At 71.0% G+C, this 15,805-nt stretch carries 14 protein-coding genes; 9 read left to right on the top strand and 5 right to left on the bottom strand.

The genetic code is table 11. The features are described from left to right. Positions 1–448: 448 nt before the first annotated feature. Both ACFWU3_RS30350 and ptsP read left to right on the top strand, forming a co-directional pair. Positions 449–898 (top strand): PTS glucose transporter subunit IIA, encoded by a 450-nt coding sequence (locus ACFWU3_RS30350; protein WP_384444094.1) that lies wholly within the window; start codon positions 449–451, stop codon positions 896–898. 75 nt (positions 899–973) lie between these two features. Then, positions 974–2,644, top strand: coding sequence for a phosphoenolpyruvate--protein phosphotransferase (gene ptsP, locus ACFWU3_RS30345; RefSeq protein ID WP_384444092.1), 1,671 nt, complete (start codon positions 974–976; stop codon positions 2,642–2,644). 59 nt (positions 2,645–2,703) lie between these two features. Here ptsP and ACFWU3_RS30340 read toward each other — a convergent pair whose 3' ends face one another. Both ACFWU3_RS30340 and ACFWU3_RS30335 read right to left on the bottom strand, forming a co-directional pair. Beyond that, entirely contained in the window at positions 2,704–3,672 is a 969-nt protein-coding gene (locus ACFWU3_RS30340; protein ID WP_384444090.1) for a hypothetical protein, read from the bottom strand. A 157-nt stretch (positions 3,673–3,829) separates the two neighbouring features. Continuing rightward, entirely contained in the window at positions 3,830–5,800 is a 1,971-nt protein-coding gene (locus tag ACFWU3_RS30335) for an acetoacetate--CoA ligase (RefSeq protein ID WP_384444088.1), read from the bottom strand. 216 nt (positions 5,801–6,016) lie between these two features. On the opposite strand from ACFWU3_RS30335, the gene ACFWU3_RS30330 reads away from it, so the two are divergent. After that, entirely contained in the window at positions 6,017–8,377 is a 2,361-nt protein-coding gene (locus ACFWU3_RS30330) for a glycoside hydrolase family 31 protein (protein ID WP_384444087.1), read from the top strand. A gap of 170 nt (positions 8,378–8,547) precedes the next feature. Here ACFWU3_RS30330 and ACFWU3_RS30325 read toward each other — a convergent pair whose 3' ends face one another. Beyond that, positions 8,548–9,051, bottom strand: a complete 504-nt coding sequence (locus ACFWU3_RS30325; RefSeq protein WP_384444085.1) for an NUDIX domain-containing protein — start codon at positions 9,049–9,051, stop codon at positions 8,548–8,550. A 59-nt stretch (positions 9,052–9,110) separates the two neighbouring features. On the opposite strand from ACFWU3_RS30325, the gene ACFWU3_RS30320 reads away from it, so the two are divergent. The 6 genes from ACFWU3_RS30320 to glpK all read left to right on the top strand — a co-directional run bounded on the left by ACFWU3_RS30320 (position 9,111) and on the right by glpK (position 14,692). Next, positions 9,111–9,920: a M15 family metallopeptidase gene (locus ACFWU3_RS30320; RefSeq protein ID WP_384444083.1), complete on the top strand. Its 810-nt coding sequence runs from the start codon at positions 9,111–9,113 to the stop codon at positions 9,918–9,920. Positions 9,921–10,083: 163 nt separating this feature from the next. After that, on the top strand, positions 10,084–10,431 hold the full coding sequence (locus ACFWU3_RS30315; RefSeq protein ID WP_384444081.1) for an Mpo1-like protein: 348 nt from the start codon (positions 10,084–10,086) through the stop codon (positions 10,429–10,431). Positions 10,432–10,497: 66 nt separating this feature from the next. Next, the gene (locus tag ACFWU3_RS30310; protein ID WP_384444096.1) at positions 10,498–10,935 is read left to right on the top strand and encodes a Zn-ribbon domain-containing OB-fold protein; all 438 of its coding nucleotides are present in this window, start codon (positions 10,498–10,500) and stop codon (positions 10,933–10,935) included. Beyond that, a complete protein-coding gene (locus ACFWU3_RS30305; RefSeq protein WP_384444079.1) occupies positions 10,932–12,122 on the top strand; it encodes a lipid-transfer protein in 1,191 nt (396 codons plus the stop codon). The genes ACFWU3_RS30310 and ACFWU3_RS30305 overlap by 4 nt, the downstream gene beginning before the upstream one ends. A 263-nt stretch (positions 12,123–12,385) precedes the next feature. Then, complete coding sequence (locus ACFWU3_RS30300) at positions 12,386–13,147, top strand: MIP/aquaporin family protein (RefSeq protein WP_384444077.1); 762 nt, start codon at positions 12,386–12,388, stop codon at positions 13,145–13,147. Between the two features lie 30 nt (positions 13,148–13,177). After that, positions 13,178–14,692, top strand: a complete 1,515-nt coding sequence (gene glpK / locus ACFWU3_RS30295; protein WP_384444075.1) for a glycerol kinase GlpK — start codon at positions 13,178–13,180, stop codon at positions 14,690–14,692. Positions 14,693–14,810: 118 nt separating this feature from the next. Here the strand turns inward: glpK and ACFWU3_RS30290 are convergent, their stop codons facing one another. After that, positions 14,811–15,416 carry an ATP/GTP-binding protein gene (locus ACFWU3_RS30290; RefSeq protein ID WP_384444073.1) on the bottom strand — a complete coding sequence of 202 codons (606 nt, stop codon included), beginning with the start codon at positions 15,414–15,416 and terminating at the stop codon, positions 14,811–14,813. After that, on the bottom strand, positions 15,397–15,801 hold the full coding sequence (locus tag ACFWU3_RS30285) for a DUF742 domain-containing protein (RefSeq protein WP_384444071.1): 405 nt from the start codon (positions 15,799–15,801) through the stop codon (positions 15,397–15,399). Before ACFWU3_RS30285 ends, ACFWU3_RS30290 begins: the two co-directional genes overlap by 20 nt. Positions 15,802–15,805 lie beyond the last annotated feature (4 nt).

The raw sequence follows: 15,805 nt of genomic DNA, 5'->3' as shown, positions 1-15,805 counted from the left end.
GGAACCTCGCCATCCGAAGATGGACGGGGTATCAACATATCTGGCGTTGACTTTTGGCACGCTGTTGAGTTCTCAAGGAACGGACGCTTCCTTTGGGCCTTCTTCAAGGCCCTCCGGGCGCTTCCCTTCGGTGTTTCCAAACCTTATCAGGCTTTTTCGGTCTCCCTGACCATCCGCCCTGCGGACATGCAGAGGTTTAGACCAGTTAGGATCTCGGCTTGATAGGCGCTGCCGACCCCCGACTCACTGTCGCGTTGGGGCCAGGCAGGGGTACGACAGTACCTGTCGCCAGGAGGCGAGGCAAATCGTTTCCGGTGCGCCCCTAGGTCCGCCAACTGGTAGCTCTCGTGCGGAACTAGGACTTCTCATGACTTACCCTTCTGAACAGTGCGCCGTCCTCGACAGGCAGTGACGGTGCAGTAACGAATCTCCGCCCCTGGGAGGCTCCATGACCACAGTGACGTCCCCTCTTTCCGGACGTGCCATCGGACTCTCGGCGGTGCCGGACCCGGTGTTCTCCGGTGCCATGGTCGGTCCGGGTACCGCCATCGACCCCGTTCGTGAGCCCTCGGAGGCGGTCGCACCCGTCGACGGCATCGTTGTCTCCCTCCACCCCCACGCCTTCGTCGTCGTCGACGAGCAGGGACACGGTGTGCTCACGCACCTGGGCATCGACACCGTCCAGCTCAACGGCGAGGGCTTCGAGCTGCTCGTCAACAAGGGCGACACCGTTCGCCGTGGTCAGCCCGTGGTGCGTTGGAACCCGGCGGCCGTCGAAGAAGCCGGCAAGTCCGCCATCTGTCCGATCGTGGCGCTCGAGGCCACGGCCGACTCCCTCTCCGGACTCCGTGAGGACGGCGACGTGAAGTCCGGGGACACCCTCTTCACCTGGCAGTGACGCCGACGCCGTGATGACGGCGAGTTGCACATCCAACGCGGCGGCACAGGCCGTCGCTCAATCGGAGACGGTGAAATGGAGACAACGCTGCGAGGCGTCGGCGTGAGCCACGGGGTGGCGATCGGCGAAGTACGGCACATGGGTACGGCGGTGCTGGAGCCGCCGGCGAAGCAGATCCCGGCACAGGACGCGGAGCGCGAACAGGGGCGCGCCCGCAAGGCCGTGGAGGCTGTGGCCGCGGACCTGATCGCTCGGGGCAATCTGGCAGGCGGCGAAGCCCAGCATGTGCTCGAGGCGCAGGCGATGATGGCGCAGGACCCCGAGTTGATGGCCGATGTGGAGCGGCGCATCGCTGTCGGGAGCACGGCCGAGCGCGGGGTGTACGACGCGTTCGCCTCGTACCGGGCGCTGCTCGCGGGTGCCGGTGAGTACCTCGCCGGCCGCGTGGCCGACCTGGACGACGTACGGAACCGGATCGTGGCGCGACTGCTGGGTGTGCCGATGCCCGGTGTGCCCGACAGCGACGAGCCGTACGTCCTGATCGCGCGGGATCTCGCGCCGGCGGACACCGCGCTGCTCGACCCGGCGCTGGTGCTCGGGTTCGTGACCGAGGAGGGCGGGCCGACCAGTCACAGCGCGATCCTGGCGCGGGCGCTCGGTGTGCCGGCCGTGGTGGCGCTGCCCGGTGCGGGCGAACTCGCCGAGGGCACGGTCATCGCGGTCGACGGCAGCACCGGTGAGGTCTTCGTCGAGCCCAGCGAGGAGAAGCGCACACAGATGGAGCGCGCGGCAGCCGAGCGGAAGGCCGCTCTGTCCGCGTCGACCGGACCGGGTGCCACGTCGGACGGGCACAAGGTGCCGCTGCTCGCGAATGTCGGCGGTCCGGCGGATGTTCCCGCGGCGCTGGAGGCCGGTGCGGAGGGCGTCGGTCTGTTCCGTACGGAGTTCCTGTTCCTGGACGACAGCAAGCAGGCGCCGTCCGAGGAGAAGCAGGTCGAGGCGTACCGCGCGGTGCTGGAGGCGTTTCCCGAGGGCCGGGTGGTCGTGCGGGTGCTGGACGCGGGCGCGGACAAGCCGCTCGACTTCCTGACGCCGGCGGACGAGCCGAATCCGGCGCTGGGTGTGCGCGGGCTGCGCAGCCTGCTGGATCACCCCGAGGTGCTGCGGACCCAGCTGACGGCGCTGTCGAAGGCCGTCGAGGGTCTGCCCGTGTATCTCGAGGTCATGGCGCCGATGGTGGCGGACCGTACGGACGCGAAGGCGTTCGCGGACGCGTGCCGCGAGGCGGGGCTGCGGGCGAAGTTCGGCGCGATGGTGGAGATTCCGTCGGCCGCTCTGCGGGCGCGCTCGATTCTGCAGGAGGTGGAGTTCCTGTCGCTGGGCACCAACGACCTGGCGCAGTACACCTTCGCCGCCGACCGTCAGGTGGGTGCGGTGTCCCGGCTTCAGGACCCGTGGCAGCCGGCGCTGCTCGACCTGGTGGCGCTGTCGGCCGAGGCCGCACGGGCCGAGGGCAAGAGCTGTGGTGTGTGCGGTGAGGCTGCCTCCGATCCGCTGCTCGCCTGTGTGCTCACCGGTCTGGGGGTGACGTCGCTGTCCATGGGCGCCGCGTCGATCCCCTATGTCCGCTCGACGCTGGCGAAGTACACGCTCGCGCAGTGCGAGCGGGCCGCGTCCGCGGCCCGTGCCGCGGACACGGCCGAAGAGGCGCGCCTGGCCGCGCAGGCGGTGCTCTCCGGCGAGTAGCCGCGGGGAGAGATCGGTCGAGGGGCTCCTGCCGGGGACGGCGGGAGCCCCTTCGCCGTTCAGTGGTGGGTCTCCGGGTCATCGGTGGGGACGGGGAAGCCCGCGCAGTACTCCACGCCCGGCTCGGGTGAGAGTGGCTCGCCGGTGGCCGCGTCCGTGCAGTACGCGCTGAACACCTCGCCCGCGGTCAGCGGGAGGAGGCGGCCCTCGTGCAGCCGCCAGCCGCGGAGGCGGTCCGGTGCGTCGGGTGTGCTGGTGCGCAGCACCAGGCCGCCGGGGCTTTCCAGGGCGACGGCGGTCGCGAGGACGGTGACGAACTCGGCGCCCTCGGCGGCGTCCAGTTCGGCGGCCCGTGCAGCCGTGGTCGCGTTCCCTTCCGCGTGCAGGACGGCGAGGAGCTGTTCGTCCCGGGCGGGGACGCTGCACACGAGGTGGTGTCTGCCCTCCCCCGCCCCTTCGAGCAGGCGCATCAGGAGACGGGACGCCCGGTCGAACGCCGACCGGCCGACGTCCTGGCCGCAGTCGGCGCACTCACCGAGGTCGGCGAGGAGCAGGGTCGCGTACTCCCAGGTGGCCTGCCGGACCGCCTTGTCGATGAGCTCGGGCAGCAGGCTGTCGAGTGGCTGGCCGGTGTAGGCGACGGTGCTGCCACGGGTGGTGATCGCCGCGGTGTAGCGGCTGCGGCTGGTGGGGGTGTCGGGGTCGAGGCCGTGCTCGGAGCAGTACTCCGCGAAGTCCTCCGGGTCGAACAGGGCGACGGTGGTGTGCAGTTGACGGCCGGCGAGCGTCCTGAGCAGCCCGTCGACCTGCTGGAGGTACTCGCGGTGGTCGTCGAACGGGAAGGTGCGGTATCCGCGCATCGCGTCGAAGTCGTACGCGTCGGTCAGCACCCCGACGGTGCCGGCGACTTCTCGGCGCAGGGTGCGCCTGAGGGCGGTCGGCGTGGGACGGTCCCCCGCCGCCCGCGGTCCGGTACGGCCCTTGCGCCTACGCCCGGCCTGTTCGCGGGCTGCCTTGTCGTGCGCCATTTCTCCCCCTGACGGTTGTCGACTGGTCGTGACTCACCGTAACGGGAGGCACTGACAATGCCGGGCGGAGTGCTGCGACAGACACCGGAACAGGCCGCCGGCCTCGGTGTTCGCCGGGGTGCGGTCGGCTCCGAGGCCGGGCGGGAGGCGGCGGCGGTCACGGACGGCTGCGGGCGAGCTCCTCGTAGAACTTCAGCAGTTCCAGGTTGTCGACCGAGCCGGGGTTGACCGCTTTGGCGAGGGCCGTGCCCTGGAGCAGACGCTTGACGGGGACCTCGATGCGCTTGCCGGTCAGGGTGTGCGGGACGCCGGGCACCTCGATGATGTCGTCGGGGACGTGCCGGGGGGACAGCTGCTCGCGGATCGTCCGCGTGATGCGGGCGCGCAGGTCGTCGTCGAGCGTGGCGCCGTCGGCGAGGTGGACGAACAGCGGCATCCAGTAGCCGCCGTCGGGCTCCTCCAGACCGATGACCAGCGATTCGCGGATCTCCGGGAGCCGTTCGACCGCTTCGTAGATGTCGGCGGACCCCATGCGTACTCCCTGACGGTTCAGGGTGGAGTCGGACCGGCCGTGGATGACGACGGAGCCGCGGTCGGTGATGGTGATCCAGTCACCGTGTCGCCAGACGCCGGGGAACATCTCGAAGTAGCTGTCGCGGTAGCGGCTTCCGTCGGGGTCGTTCCAGAAGCGGATGGGCATCGACGGCATCGGGTTGGTGACGACCAGTTCGCCGACCTCGCCGGTGACCGGCTTGCCCTGCGGGTCCCAGGACTGGAGGTCGGTGCCGAGGCAGGCGGCCTGGAGCTCGCCGATGTGGACGGGCAGGGTGGGAACGGCGCCCGCGAAGCAGCTGCAGACGTCGGTGCCGCCGCTGACGGAGGCGATCCAGAGGTCGTCCGCCACCTCGTCGTGCAACCAGCGGAAACCGTCCGGCGGGAGCGGGGATCCGGTGGTGGCGACGCACGCGATGCGGGACAGATCGTGGTCGCGGGACGGGTGGACGCCGGCCTTGCGGCAGGCCATGACGTACGCGGCGGAGGTTCCGAAGAAGGTGGCCCCGGTGCGTTCGGCGATGCCCCACTGGGCTCCGGTGCCCGGATAGCCGGGGCTGCCGTCGTAAAGGATCACCGTGGTGCCGGTGAGCAGGCCGGAGACGAGGAAGTTCCACATCATCCAGCCGGTGGAGGTGTACCAGAAGAACCGGTCCTCCGGGCCGAGGTCGCAGTGCAGTCCCAGTTGCTTGAGGTGCTCCAGCAGGATGCCGCCCTGGGACTGGACGATCGCCTTGGGCAGGCCGGTGGTGCCGGAGGAGTACAGCACCCACAGCGGATGGTCGAAGGGGACCTGCTCGAACACGGGCTCGGTGTCGCCGGCCGTGACGGCGGACCAGTCGAGTGCGCCGTCGGGTGCCTCGGTGCCGAGGAGGGGGATGTGGACCACGGCACGCAGCGTGGGCAGTTCGGCGCGCAGTTCGGCGACGGTGTCCCTGCGGTCGTGCTCCTTGCCGCCGTAGCGGTAGCCGTCGACGGTGAACAGGACGACGGGCTCGACCTGCTGGAAGCGGTCGAGCACGCTGCGGGCGCCGAAGTCGGGGGCGCAGGAGGTCCACACGGCACCGACGGCGGCGGTGGCGAGCAGTGCCGTGACGGCCTGCGGGATGTTGGGGAGGTAGCCGCTGATCCGGTCCCCGGGCCGCACGCCGAGCGCGCGCAGTTCGGCGGCGAGGGCGCCCACCTGGCGGCGCAGCTCGGCCCAGCTCACCGGGGTCGGCTCAGGTGTTTCGTCCACATGGAGCAGGGCCGGATCGTGGGGGCGTTCCTCGGCGGCGCGCAGGGCGTGTTCCGCGTAGTTGAGCGTGGCGCCCGGGAACCACCGGGCGCCGGGCATGGCCGGATCGGCGAGCACGCGCTCGTAGGGGGTGGAGAACCGGACGTCGAACCAGTCGGCGACCGCGTGCCAGAACGTTTCGAGCTCATCGACCGACCAGCGGTGCAGCGCCGCGTATCCGCCCTGCGCCGGGGCTCCGTGGTGCTCGGCGGCCCAGCTCTGGAAGCGGGTGATCCGCGCGGCGGCGATACGGTCGGAGTCCGGCTGCCACAGGGGGGCAGGGTTCGCTGCTGAGGTCATGAATCGGCTCCTGGCTGGCTCTACGCGGTGTCGGCGTGGTCACGCGCACGTGCGGGGTGTGCGCGTAACGCGGCTGACACGGACGATGCCATGTGATCGTCTTTCGCACCAGGGCTCGCCACCCATGGTCGGGCCGTGGAATATGTGGTCGCACCATGGGTGAACGGGAGTTGAACAAACCTCCCGTACGCCCGGTCGGATGGCAGGCTGAGCTGCATGGATGGTCGTGGTCTGGTGCGCTCGGTGCGGAACTTCGGAACGGTGCAGGGGTTGCGCGCGGTGCGCTCTGCCTGGCGGCAGCGGCGTACCGACTCGCGGGAACTGCCGGCGAGGGGTGCGGAGCGCGCCAGGGTGCCCGGTCCGGTGGCCGGGGCGGAGCCGCTGCCGGGAGGCGGGATCGTCCGGTTCGCCCGTTCCGAGCTGCGGATCTGCGTGACCGCGGGCGGTGCCGTCTTCTGGGGGTGGGACGGCGCGGAACCGGAGCCGTCGTACGCGTTGGACGGAGCGCCGCCCGAGCCGGATCCGAGGGCCTCGCTGGAGCCCGACAAGGACGGCGGCTGGCGGGTGGTGTCGGAGCGCGTGACCGTCGAGGTGTCCCGGAACGGGGCGGTGGAGATCCGCACCCCCGGTGGTGTGGTCCTGCGCCGCGACCTTCCGCCGCGCTGGTGGGAACCGGTGCACGGCGGTCCCGCGCGCTGGGTGCAGCGGACCGAAGTGGCGGCGGACGCCCGCTTCTTCGGGCTCGGCGGCAGGGCGTCGGGGCCGCGGCTGCGGGACGGCACCTACCGTCTGTGGAACACCGACCCTCGGGGTTCCTTCGGTCCCGGCGACGACCCGCTCTACATCACCATGCCGGTTCAGCTGGTCGTGGCGGACGCGGGCACGCATCTGGCGTTCCACGACAACTCCTGGGACGGTCGCGTCACGCTGCGCGAGGGCGAGGAGGGCGCGGGCTCCGGTCACGACCGGCCGGGCACCAGCGAGGTGCGGATGGACGGCGGTCCGCTGCGCTGCTGGGTGGCGGTCGGCACCCCCGCCCGCGTACTGAGCTGCTGGACCCGCCTCACTGGCGCACCCGCCGTGCCGCCCTCGTGGGCGCTCGGCCCGCAGCACGCCCGCTGGGGGTTCGGCAGTGAGCGGGAGGTACGGCGGGTCGCGGCGGGCTACCGGGACCGGGATCTGCCCCTGTCGGCGATCCATCTCGACATCGACCACTACGACGCCCGTCGGATCTTCACCGTCGACCGCGAGCGGTTCCCCGATCTGCCGGGGCTGGCGAGGGACCTGCGCGAGGACGGGGTGCGGCTCGTCTCGATCGTCGATCCGGCGGTGAAGGCCGAGCCGGGGAACGCGGTGTACGACAGTGGGCTGGCGGCGGATGTGTTCGTCAAGGACCGCCGGGGCGACGCGGTGCACGGCGTGGTCTGGCCCGGTGACTGCGTCTATCCGGACTTCACCGATCCGCGGGCCCGGCGCTGGTGGGGCGAGCTGTACGAGGAGCGCCTGGCGCAGGGCTTCTCGGGGGTGTGGCACGACATGAACGAACCGGTCTCCTTCACCCCCTTCGGCGACATGACCCTGCCGCGGTCGGCCCGGCACGCGCTCGACGGGCAGGGCGGCGACCACCGGGAGGCCCACAACCTCTACGGGCTCACGATGGCCCGTGCCGGATACGAGGGCCTGCGGCGGCTGCGCCCGGCGGAGCGGCCGTTCCTCTTCTCGCGCTCCGGCTGGGCCGGGATGCAGAGGTACGGCGGTACCTGGTCCGGCGACGTCTCCACGGGGTGGCCGGGGCTGCGTGCCTCGCTCTCGCTCGTACTGGGCCTCGGGTTGTGCGGGGTGCCGTACTCGGGGCCGGACGTCGGCGGTTTCGACGGCGTCCCCTCGCCGGAGCTGTATCTGCGCTGGTTCCAGCTCGGCGCGTATCTGCCGCTGTTCCGTACGCATGCGGCGATCGACGCGGGGCGCAGGGAGCCGTGGGAGTTCGGGCCCGCCGTCCTCGCCCACGCGAAGTCGGCGTTGGAGGAACGCGAGCGGCTGCACCCCTACTTCGTCACGCTCGCGCAGCTGGCACGGCTGACAGGGGCACCGTATGTGCGGCCCGTGTGGTGGGACTCGCCCGAGGACAGGACGCTGCGCGACTGCGAGGACACGTTCCTGCTCGGCGACGCGCTGCTCGTCGCTCCGGTGCTGGAGGCGGGTGCCGACCGCCGTGCGGTGCGGTTGCCGCGCGGCCGCTGGTACGACACGGCGACCGGCCGGGCGTACGAGGGCCCCGGGCAGGTCCTGGTCGAGGCTCCGCTGTCGCGCGTTCCCGTCCTGGCGCGGGGCGGTTCGGTGATTCCGGTACGGGGTGCGGACGGCAGTACGGAGCTGGAGGTGTGGGCCCCCGCCGTGGGCCGCCGGGGCGGTGGCCTGGTGGTCCCGGACACCGGCGACGGTTTCGGGCCCACGGAGGTAGAGCGCTACACGACCCGGCTGGTGGACGGCCGGGTGGTGGTGAAGCAGATCAACGGGGACGGGTCCGGTCCACCGAGGTGGAGGGTGCGGGTGAGGGGGTTGGGCGCGAAGGAGTAGGAGGCGTGCCCGGTACGGCCGGCCGCGTCGGCGGGGCGGGGGTGCGGACGCCGGCGCGTGGCCGGGACGCCGGGCGGACGGGTGGGTCCGTACGCGGGCTGCGCGGCCGTGGCGCCCATCGGCCCGCCCGGGTCGTACGGTTCAGCCGGACCCGACCGGCCCGAGCGCGGTCAGCCGTAGACGCCGTCGAACCAGTTCCTCGCCGCCGTCGTGTGCAGCGGGAAAGTCAACTCCCCCGGGGTGCGCAGCACATGCCAGCCCTCCGTCTCGTCGGTCGCCTGCGACGGTGGGAGGTCCGCCGCCGCTCGCTCCGGCAGCAGGCCGAACAGCAGCAGATGGCCCCCGGGAGCGCTCATGGCGTCCGCCAGGCGTACGTCGTCGCGGGCCGCGTCGATGCCCGTCTCCTCCCGCAGTTCACGGACGACCGCCTGTTGCCAGTCCTCGCCGAAGTCGATGAATCCGCCGGGCAGCGCGATCCCTCCGCGCCGGGGTTCGACGGTCCGGGTGATGACGACGAGGCCCGTGCCGTCCCCGTCGCGGACCGGGAGCAGGGCGACGGCAACGGGCAGCGGATTGCGATAGGCGGTGTCGCCGCAGGCGGAGCAGGTGCGGGGCCAGCCGGTGGCCGGGCCGTACGGCGCACCGCAGTTGCCGCAGTAGGAGTCCTTGGGCACGCGCGGACTGTATCCGATCACCTTTCCCGCGGGGGTCGGAACTGATAGACGGTGTGCCCATGACTCGACGTGCTTCCGCTCTCCGCACCCTGCTCGCGACCGGTGCCGCCCTCGTCTCCCTCGCCGCAGCCACCGCTCCCGCCGCACAGGCCGACCCGGAACCCACGGCCCCGAAGGAGTTCGTGGCCCTGCGGTCGGTGGATCCGACGATCATTCAGGAGATGCGCTACACCACGGCGCACAACTTCGTGGGCGAGCGGATCGACGGCTACCAGCAGCCGCTGTGCATTCTCACGCGGCCGGCCGCGAAGGCCCTGCATCAGGCACAGCGGCAACTCCTGCGCCGGGGCTACTCGCTGAAGGTGTACGACTGTTACCGGCCCCAGCGGGCGGTCGACCACTTCGTGGAGTGGGCGAAGGATCTGGACGACGAGGCGATGAAAAAGGAGTTCTATCCCCACGTCGACAAGTCGAGGCTGTTCGAGGACGGCTATATCGCGGAGAAGTCCGGGCACAGCCGCGGTTCCACGGTCGATCTCACCGTGGTGAAGCTCCCGGCACACCCCACCAGGCCGTATGTCCCGGGCGAGCCCCTTGTCCCCTGCCATGCCCCGGCCTCCGAGCGTTTCCCGGACAATTCCGTGGACATGGGGACCGGTTACGACTGCTTCGACACCCTGTCGCACACCGAGGACCCGCGCATTCAGGGCAAGCAGCGCGCGAACCGGCAACTGCTGAAGTCGACGCTGAGCGGTCTCGGCTTTGTGAACCTGGCCGAGGAGTGGTGGCACTTCACCCACAAGCCCGAACTCTTCCCGGACACGTATTTCGACTTCCCCGTCGCCCGGAGGTCGGTCGCCGGTCACTGAGCCGAGGCGAGCCGTCCGGTCACCGAGCCGAGCCCGTCCGGGCGCGGGCGGCGTGCGAACGGACCGGCCGGGACCACCCCCGTAGGCTCCGGCCGGTCCGTTCACTGCTATCCGACGCACGAGAGCCGTTTCCGGTTCTCCTCCCAGGGATTACGGTGCGGACATGGCAGAGCAGACCTTTGACTCGTACGAGGAATTCTGGCCCTACTACGTCGCGATGCACTCCAGGGCGGCGACCCGGTGGGTGCATCTGACAGGGACGCTGACCGGTCTGGCGGTGACCGCCTACGGGCTGGCCCGCGGGCGGAAGCGATACGCGGCGGCGCTGCCGCTGATCGGCTACGGCACGGCCTGGCCGGCGCATTTCTTCATCGAGAAGAACAACCCGGCCACCTTCGGGCATCCCGCCTGGTCGCTGCGCGGTGACGTCCAGATGATCAGGATGATGCTGGCCGGGCGGGACAGGGAGCTGGCCGAGATCGCCGCCAAGTGGCTCGCCGAGAACCGGTAGACCGTGGCACACTTCTGACGTTCCGTCAGATTGCTGTGCCGGGGAGGGCCCTTGACGCGCACGCCCGTGGTCGCCGGATGGTTCACGCACGACAGCGGTGAGGAGGACTTCCGGCTGCTCGGCACCCGGTGCACGGCGTGCTCGTCGGTCTTCTTCCCCCGCGAGGACACCTTCTGCCGCAACCCCGCCTGCGGGGGCGGGGAGTTGGCGGAGGTGCCACTCTCCAAGCGGGGGCGGGTGTGGTCGTACACCGACGGCCGCTACCGGCCGCCTGCGCCGTACGTCTCCGATCCCGGGACCCCGTGGGAGCCCTACACCCTCGTCGCCGTCGAGCTCGCCGCCGAGCGCATGGTCGTGCTCGGACAGGCCGTGCCGGGGGTCACCGTCGCGGATCTCGCGGTCGGCATGGAGGTCGAGGTCGTCCCCGGTGTGCTCGACGAGGGCGCGCGGACGGACCCGGGTCCCACGACCTGGCACTGGCGGCCCGTGGCGGTGTCGTCATGACCGGCGATGTGGCGGTCCTCGGGGCCGGAATGCATCCCTGGGGCAAGTGGGGTCGCAGCTTAGTGCAGTACGGGACGGTGGCCGCGAGAGCCGCCCTCGCCGACGCAGGTATCGCCTGGCCGCAGATCCGGTCGGTGATCGGTGCGAACAGCGTGCGCTGCGGCTATCCCGGCTATGTGGCAGGGGCGACGTTCGCGCAGGCCCTGGGCTGGCAGGGTGCCCGTGTGACCAGTGTGTACGCCGCCTGCGCCTCGGGGGCACAGGCCGTCGACGCGGCCCGTGCACAGATCCTCGCGGGCATGGCCGACGTGGTGCTGGTGGTGGGCGCGGACTCGGCCCCCAAGGGCTTCTTCGCGCCCGCCGGCGGCGATCGCCCCGACGACCCGGACTGGCTGCGCTTCCGGGTGCTCGGCGCGACCAACCCCGCCTACTTCGGGCTCTACGCCCGGCGGCGCATGGCCGTACACGGCGACACCCGCGAGGACTTCGCCCTGGTCAAGGTCAAGAACGCCGCGGCGGGAGCGCTCAACCCCAACGCCCGCTACCGCACGCCCGTTTCGGCCGAGGAGGTGGCCGCATCCCCCGTCGTCGCCGATCCGCTCCGGCTGCTGGACATCTGCGCGACGTCGGACGGTGCGGCCGCGCTGGTGCTGTCGAGCATGGACTTCGCGCGCCGGCACGGGGCGGCGGACCCCGTTCGTATCCGCGCGGTCTCCACGGTCACCCCGACCTACCCGAGGACCGTGCTCGATCTGCCCGACATCGCCACCGACTCGGCCGTGGCGGTCGAGCCGTCGCCGCACTCGTTCCGGGCATCCATCGCCGCGGCGGCGTACGAGGAGGCGGGCATCGGGCCCGAGGATCTGTCGCTGGCCGAGGTGTACGACCTCTCCACCGCCCTGGAACTGGAGTGGTACGAGGACATCGGGCTGTGCGGCGCCGGTGAGGGCGCCAAGCTCGTACGGGAGGGGGCGACCGCGCTCGGCGGACGCGTCCCGGTGAACGTCAGCGGCGGGCTCGCGTCCTTCGGCGAGGCGGTGCCCGCCCAGGCCATCGCCCAGGTCTGTGAGCTGACGTGGCAGTTGCGAGGCACGGCCGGGCAGCGCCAGGTGCCCGGGGCGCGTACCGGAATCACCGCGAATCAGGGGCTATTCGGGCACGGATCGGCGGTCGTCGCGGTCCGCTGAGGGGCTGTACGTATTCCGCGGGGCCGTCAATTTCCGGTCGGGGGGCCACCCTTGCTGTCCACCACCTTGACGCCCCCTCAGGGTCGGTGAACACTGCCTGTTCGTCGGCATCGCCGCATTTCGGCACGCTCACCACGCTCGTCACGGACGCCGGGCGGGGGCGAGATCTCCCTGCCTCCGGCTCCCCCAGCCATGGAAGTCCATGGCACGCACCCTGCACGGAGGACCGGGGCCGGGCCCCGGGTGAGGGCCTAGGAGCCGCCATGAGCAATGGGGACATATTCCTCGGTGAGGTCATCGGCACCGCGATACTCATCCTGTTCGGCGCGGGAGTCTGCGCCGCCGTCACCCTCCACCACTCCAAGGCCAAGGCCGCCGGCTGGATCGTCATCGCCTTCGGCTGGGGATTCGGAGTGCTGGCGGGTGCCTACACCGCCGCTCCGCTGTCGGGCGGTCACCTCAACCCCGCGGTGACCCTCGGCGTGGCCGTCGACACCGGTGAGTGGGGCAAGGTTCCGCTCTACATCGTGGCGCAGATGGTCGGCGCGATCCTCGGAGCCGTCCTGGCCTACCTCGTCTACTTCGCGCAGTTCCGGGCCAACGCCGAGGAGGACAAGGCCCAGCCGACGCTCGGGATCTTCTCGACCGGCCCCGAGGTCCGCAGCCCGGTCGCCAACACCATGACCGAGGTCATCGCGACCGTCGCGCTGGTGCTGCCGATCCTCGCCTTCGGCAAGAACGACGGCATCGGCATCGGCCAGATCCCCGGGCAGGACGCGGGCATCTACGGGTCCGGCATCTCGATCCTGCTGGTCTCCCTGCTGGTCGTCGGCATCGGTCTCTCGCTCGGCGGGCCGACCGGCTACGCCATCAACCCCGCGCGCGACCTGGGACCCCGGCTGACCCACGCGGTCCTGCCGATCCCCAACAAGGGCTCGTCCGACTGGGGTTACGCCTGGGTGCCGGTGGTCGGCCCGGTGATCGGCGGGCTGTTGGCCGGCCTCATCTTCAACGCAGCCTTCTAGGCCTTTGGGCCGCATCGACAAGGGGACGTCATGACGGACAAGTTCGTCGCCGCAATCGACCAGGGCACCACGTCCAGCCGCTGCATCATCTTCAACCAGGACGGTGCCATCGTCGCCGTCGACCAGCGCGAGCACCGTCAGATCTTCCCCAAGCCGGGCTGGGTGGAGCACGACGCGACCGAGATCTGGTCCAAGGTGCAGGCGGTGGTCGCGGGTGCGATCGCCAAGGCCGGGCTGCGGGCCGACCAGCTCAGCGCCCTCGGCATCACCAATCAGCGCGAGACGACGGTCCTGTGGGACCGGGCGACCGGCAAGCCGGTGCACAACGCGATCGTGTGGCAGGACACCCGTACCGCCGCTCTGTGCAACGAACTGGGCGGCACGGACGGTCAGGACCGCTTCCGGGACGCGACCGGGCTCCCGCTCGCCAGCTACTTCTCCGGCCCCAAGGCTGCCTGGCTGCTGGACAACGTGCCCGGGCTGCGCAGCCGCGCCGAGCGCGGTGAGATCGCCTTCGGCACCATCGACTCCTGGCTGATCTGGAACCTCACCGGCGGTACGGAGGGCGGCGTCCACGCCACGGACGTGACCAACGCGTCCCGCACCATGCTGATGAACCTCCAGACCCTCGAGTGGGACAGCTCGATCCTCGCGGCCATGAACGTGCCCGAGTCCGTCCTCCCGGAGATCCGGTCGTCCTCGGAGGTCTACGGGACCGCCGTCGGCCAGCTGGCCGGGGTGCCGGTCGCCTCCGCGCTCGGCGACCAGCAGGCCGCGATCTTCGGCCAGGCCTGCTACGACACGGGAACGGCCAAGAACACGTACGGCACGGGCAGCTTCCTGCTGCTGAACACCGGCAACCGTCCCGTGCCGTCCAAGAGCGGGCTCATCACCACCCTGGGCTACAAGATCGGTGACGAGAACCCGGTGTACTGCCTGGAAGGCTCGATCGCGATCACGGGCGCGCTGGTGCAGTGGTTCCGCGACCAACTGGGCATCATCCGCAGCGCGGACGAGATCGAGACGCTGGCCGCGAGCGTGGACGACAACGGCGGGGCCTACATCGTGCCGGCCTTCTCCGGCCTCTTCGCCCCCTACTGGCGCTCCGACGCCCGTGGTGTGATCACCGGTCTGACGCGGTATGTCACCAAGGCACACCTGGCGCGCGCGGTGCTGGAGGCGACCAGCTGGCAGACGCGTGAGGTCGTGGACGCGATGTACCAGGACTCCGGGGTGCAGATCACGACCCTGAAGGTGGACGGCGGCATGACGGCGAACAATCTGCTGATGCAGCATCAGGCGGATGTCCTGGGCGTGCCGGTGATCCGGCCGGAGGTGTCCGAGACGACGTGCCTGGGCGCCGCCTACGCGGCCGGTCTCGCCACCGGCGTGTGGGCGGACCTCGACGAGCTGAAGACGCACTGGCGGCGCGATGTGGAGTGGTCTCCGCGGATGGAGGCCCCGGTTCGTGAACGCGAGTACGCGAACTGGCGCAAGGCGGTGGAGCGGAGCTTCGGCTGGGAGGAGGACGGCGGCCGGTCCTGAGGCCCCGGCCCCGGTCGCGGCGGCCCGATCCGCGGCCGCGCACAAGCCCACGGCCCGTACCCCAGTCGGTGGGGGTACGGGCCGTGCTCGTGCCGTTCGGGGTGCTCCCGCGCGCTGATCAGGTCGTGGCGTGCTCACGCTGCCGGTCGGCGCGGGCCAGGGCGTGTTCCACCACCGCCACGAGCACCATCTTGACCGACTCGCGGTCGCGGGCGTCGCACATCATCAGGGGTACCTCGGGGTCGAGGTCGAGTGCGGCCCGTACGGTCTCGCCGGGGAAACGGCCCGCGCCCTCGAAGCAGTTGACGCCCACGGTGAAGGGGATGCCACGGCGTTCGAAGTAGTCGATGGCCGCGAAGGAGTCCTCCAGCCTGCGGGTGTCCGCGAGCACGACGGCGCCGAGGGCACCCTGGGCCAGCTCGTCCCACAGGAACCAGAAGCGGTCCTGGCCCGGGGTGCCGAAGAGGTACAGCACCAGGTCCTCGCGGAGCGTGATGCGGCCGAAGTCCATGGCGACCGTGGTGGTCGTCTTGGACTCGACGCCCGCGGTGTTGTCCACGGGCCGGCCCGCCTCGCTCAGCGTCTCCTCGGTGCGCAGCGGTCTGATCTCACTGACCGCGCCCACCAGGGTCGTCTTGCCGACGCCGAATCCGCCGGCGACGAGGATCTTGAGTGTCACCGGCTCGACGGGAGGCTCCCGGCGGCTAGAGCGCCCGAAGACCATTGATCACCTCGCGGAGAATACTCACGTCCGGCAGTTCGGCCGGCGGAACGGGACGGGTCACATGCACGAGAGCGTCATCGACGAGGTCGCCGACCAGTACCCGGACCACCCCGACGGGGAGATCCAGGGTGGCGGCGAGCTCGGCGATCGACTGCGGCATGTCGCCGCAGCGCTCGACGATCTCGACGTGTTCCGGGGACAGGGACTGGTCCTGGCCGGGGTGGTCCGCCGCCGGCTCGGGGACGACCAGGGCGATCAGGTCGAGCCGGTGGCGCGTCGCACTGCTGGTGCGGCCCCGTGTCATGGCGTACGGGCGGACCACGGGGCCCGCTTCGGCGTCGAAGTAGTGGTGAGGGTGCTGGGCGTTATGAGTCGAGTCACTCATGCCG

The sequence above is a fragment of the Streptomyces sp. NPDC058685 genome (assembly GCF_042714725.1).
Taxonomy (GTDB): Bacteria; Actinomycetota; Actinomycetes; order Streptomycetales; family Streptomycetaceae; genus Streptomyces.
The sequence above is the reverse complement of the archived record's forward strand: the minus strand, read 5'-3'. Positions and strand labels throughout refer to the sequence as shown.